Annotated in this window: 5 protein-coding genes; all 5 read left to right on the top strand. The window is 35.0% G+C overall.

Features of this window, described 5'->3' with window-relative positions; genetic code table 11:
• The coding region (locus AC1DTM_RS20655; protein WP_477000765.1) for a periplasmic substrate-binding domain-containing protein at positions 1 to 691 on the top strand (691 nt) is incomplete at its 5' end.
• A 159-nt stretch (positions 692 to 850) separates the two neighbouring features.
• Positions 851 to 1,474 (top strand): YhbD family protein, encoded by a 624-nt coding sequence (locus tag AC1DTM_RS20650; protein WP_002161451.1) that lies wholly within the window; start codon positions 851 to 853, stop codon positions 1,472 to 1,474.
• 13 nt (positions 1,475 to 1,487) lie between these two features.
• Positions 1,488 to 2,198, top strand: coding sequence for a polymer-forming cytoskeletal protein (locus AC1DTM_RS20645; RefSeq protein WP_002110399.1), 711 nt, complete (start codon positions 1,488 to 1,490; stop codon positions 2,196 to 2,198).
• An 18-nt stretch (positions 2,199 to 2,216) separates the two neighbouring features.
• Positions 2,217 to 2,924, top strand: a complete 708-nt coding sequence (locus tag AC1DTM_RS20640; protein WP_016105131.1) for a polymer-forming cytoskeletal protein — start codon at positions 2,217 to 2,219, stop codon at positions 2,922 to 2,924.
• 24 nt (positions 2,925 to 2,948) lie between these two features.
• Positions 2,949 to 3,415 (top strand): MFS transporter (locus AC1DTM_RS20635; RefSeq protein ID WP_477000764.1); only part of this gene is annotated, 467 nt, incomplete at its 3' end.

Below are 3,415 nucleotides of genomic sequence, written 5' to 3'. Positions count from 1 at the left end.
GTCGAATGTAACTTACATTACGTTAAATACTGCAAAAGAAGGACCTATGCAAAATGTGATGTTTCGTAGAGTTTTATATAAAATTATTCATGGTAATAAAATTGTTGAAGAATTACAGGGAGAGCGCGGAGAAGTAGCGGATGAATTAGTACTCACAAAGAACGGTACAATTCAAATTAACAGGGATATACATACACTTATTAAATGCAGCTCTTACCGTAATGAAACACTGCGATTATATACATTTACAGGGCAAGATCACGTTGAAGATGCGCATTGGATACAAAAAGAATGTGCAAAATACGGAATTAAAATTGATATTGAGTTTCTTGAACAAGAAGAATTATTGCAAACAAGTACGATACAAAAGGCTGATATAATGCACGATAGTGCGACGATTAGCGAACGGATAGAAGATAGTTTACTATATATGTTTCTTACAAAAAATAGCTTTATTCATCAGCATAGCGATATAAACTTTAACGAAGTATTACAGCCTTATTTTACAGAAAATCAATTAGAGAAACGGGTGACACTGTTACGCGATATTGAGGGCACACTGTTACGTGAAATACATATCATTCCTTTATATCGTAATAAACAGCGAGTAAGTTCACACGAAAAAATACAAAATGTAATGATTAATTCACAAGGCTGGATTGATTATTACGATATATGGTTTAAAGCTTGATATATAAAGGTTCTTATGCATTTTGATGAAATGCGTAAGAACCTTTTTTTATATAAAAAGGAGGTTTGTTTTACACATTGTTACGCTACTTATTATAAAAGTTCGTTTACAGCGTAACAGTGTTATGTTACATTGTTATCAGGAAGGAGTGTTATACAGTTGAGTACAGATTTAATTTCAAAAAAAGATTTATTAGAACTAACTGGTATTTCATACGGACAGTTATATAGGTGGAAGAGAAAAAATTTAATACCGGAAGATTGGTTTGTACGGAAGTCAACGTTCACAGGCCAGGAAACATTTTTTCCGAAAGAAAAGATATTAGAACGTATTGATAAAATCCAAACGATGAAAGAGGATTTATCACTTGATGAATTAGCAAATATGTTTTCACCGAGCGTGACAGAAATTCTTTTAACAAAGGATGATTTGTTACGTAAGGGTATTGCATCAGAACCAGTCTTACAATTTTTTATAGAACAAACGAATAAAACGGCAGAGTTTCAATTTGCAGATATTCTTTACGTGTATATGTTAGAAGAACTTCTTCAATCAGGAGACGTTAGTTTAGAAGAGGGGAAAATGGTCTTACAAGTATTAAGTGAAAATTACGAAGCGATTAAGCATAAAAATTGTGACGTAATTATCGTTCGAAAGTTAGGGATTTCTACATGTTTCTTAGTTTCAAATGTGGATGATTTAATTTTTGAAAAGGGAACAAAAATTGTTTTACGTGAAGCGATTACGAAATATACCGAAGCATTAAAAACTAAACTGTTGTAGTGGAGGAGAAATCATGCGTACAGAAAATTTAATTATAAACGGTTACGGTACATCGAATGGCGGTGAGTTTCACAAAGTACAGCTAAACGGAAAAGGAACTGTTAATGGAAACGTTGAATGTGAGCAATTTGAATGTAATGGTTACGGTGCAGTTACTGGTGATTTGAAAAGTAGTAATGCAAGAATTAGCGGATCGGGTAAAGTTGATGGTACAGTTAGCGCAGAAATGATGCGAATCGATGGGAAAGCGACAATTACACAAGATGTAAAGGCGAACAGTTTAAAAATTGCAGGAAAAGGTACGATAGGTGGAAATGTCACCGGTGAAGAATTTAAAATCAATGGCCAAGCGACGATTGATGGTAATTGCGAGGTTGATGTTTTTTCTTCAGAGGGACAGTTTACGGTAGGTGGTTTATTAAGCGCAGATGAAATTAATATTAATATTCACGGTACATGTAGAGCGAAAGAAATTGGCGGTCAAACAATTAAAGTAAGACATAGATTGAGTACTTTTAGTAAACTTTTTAAAACAGTATTTGGCCTGCAGTTAGAGGCTGAATTGTTAGAAGGTGACAATATCGATATTGATTATGCTCACATTAAAACGGTAAGAGGAAACAATGTTACAGTAGGACCGAACTGTGAGATTGATCTTATTGAATATACAGGTGTACTTAATGTTGATAAAAATGCAAGTGTGAAAGAAATTAAGCAGGTTTAAAGGAAGGGAGCAATCGATATGGAAAATCAACATAGTCTTACTGTTAATGGATCAGGTAGCTCGGCAGGTGGAGATTATAATAAAGTGAAGATTCGCGGCGAAGGAACAATCTCTAATAATATGAGTTGTAATGATTTTAAAACGTATGGTACGAGTGAAGTACGTGGCAATATGAAAGCGAAAAATTATGTCGTGTATGGAGATAGTGAAGTACAGGGGAATATGGAGGCGGAATATGTAAAAGTATATGGCAATGCCCAAGTACAAGGTGACGGACAAATTAATAAAACAAAAGTTAGAGGTATGATAGAATTTAAAGGTAAGCTATCCGGTGATTTCGTAGATGTGAAAGGCGCTTTAAATGTGAAGGGAGATATAGAAGTAGAGGAATTATTACTAACTGGTGGTCTTGAAAGTGATGGTTTGCTTAATGCTGAAAATATTGAAATCTCACTTCGTTATGAAGGAAGTAAAGTGAGAGAAATCGGTGGGAAAAAGATTACAGTACGTAAAAAAGCGAGATTTATTCCTTTTACAAGTCATGCAGGAAGCCTTCAAACATCAATTATTGAGGGGGATGATATTTATTTAGAACATACAATAGCAGACGTAGTAAGAGGAAATCATGTTATAATTGGCCCTGGCTGTGAAATTAGTGTTGTAGAATATCATACTAGTTTTAACCAAAAAGGGAATTCAGTCGTAAAAGAACACAAACAAATATAAGTAGTATGAGGGAGAGCAAGAAATATGGTTGAGAAGAATAATAAACTCGGCTTCGTTGTTGCCGGTTTATTGCTGGGTATCTTAATGGCATCAATGGATAATACCATTGTCGTAACAGCAATGGGAACGATTGTTGGTGACTTAGGAGGTCTTGAAAACTTTGTATGGGTTGTTTCTGCCTATATGGTTGCAGAAATGGCAGGTATGCCGATTTTCGGTAAGTTATCAGATATGTATGGTAGAAAGAGATTCTTTATTTTCGGTTTAATCGTCTTTATGATTGGTTCGGCACTTTGTGGTACTGCTGAAAATATTACACAGTTAGGTATTTATCGTGCCATTCAAGGTATTGGCGGCGGGGCACTAGTGCCGATCGCATTTACTATCGTTTTTGATATTTTCCCTCCAGAAAAGCGCGGGAAAATGGGTGGTTTATTCGGAGCAGTATTTGGTTTATCAAGTATTTTCGGGCCGTTACTTGGCGCATATAT

Source organism: Bacillus sp. P4_D3, from assembly GCF_056401855.1.
Note: the sequence above shows the minus strand (reverse complement) of the source record. Positions and strands in the feature narration are given on the sequence as shown.

Coding starts and splice junctions, on each gene's coding strand:
- AC1DTM_RS20640 (WP_016105131.1), top strand. CDS start 2,217: ATGGAAAATCAACATAGTCTTACTGTTAATGGATCAGGTAGCTCGGCA.
- AC1DTM_RS20645 (WP_002110399.1), top strand. CDS start 1,488: ATGCGTACAGAAAATTTAATTATAAACGGTTACGGTACATCGAATGGC.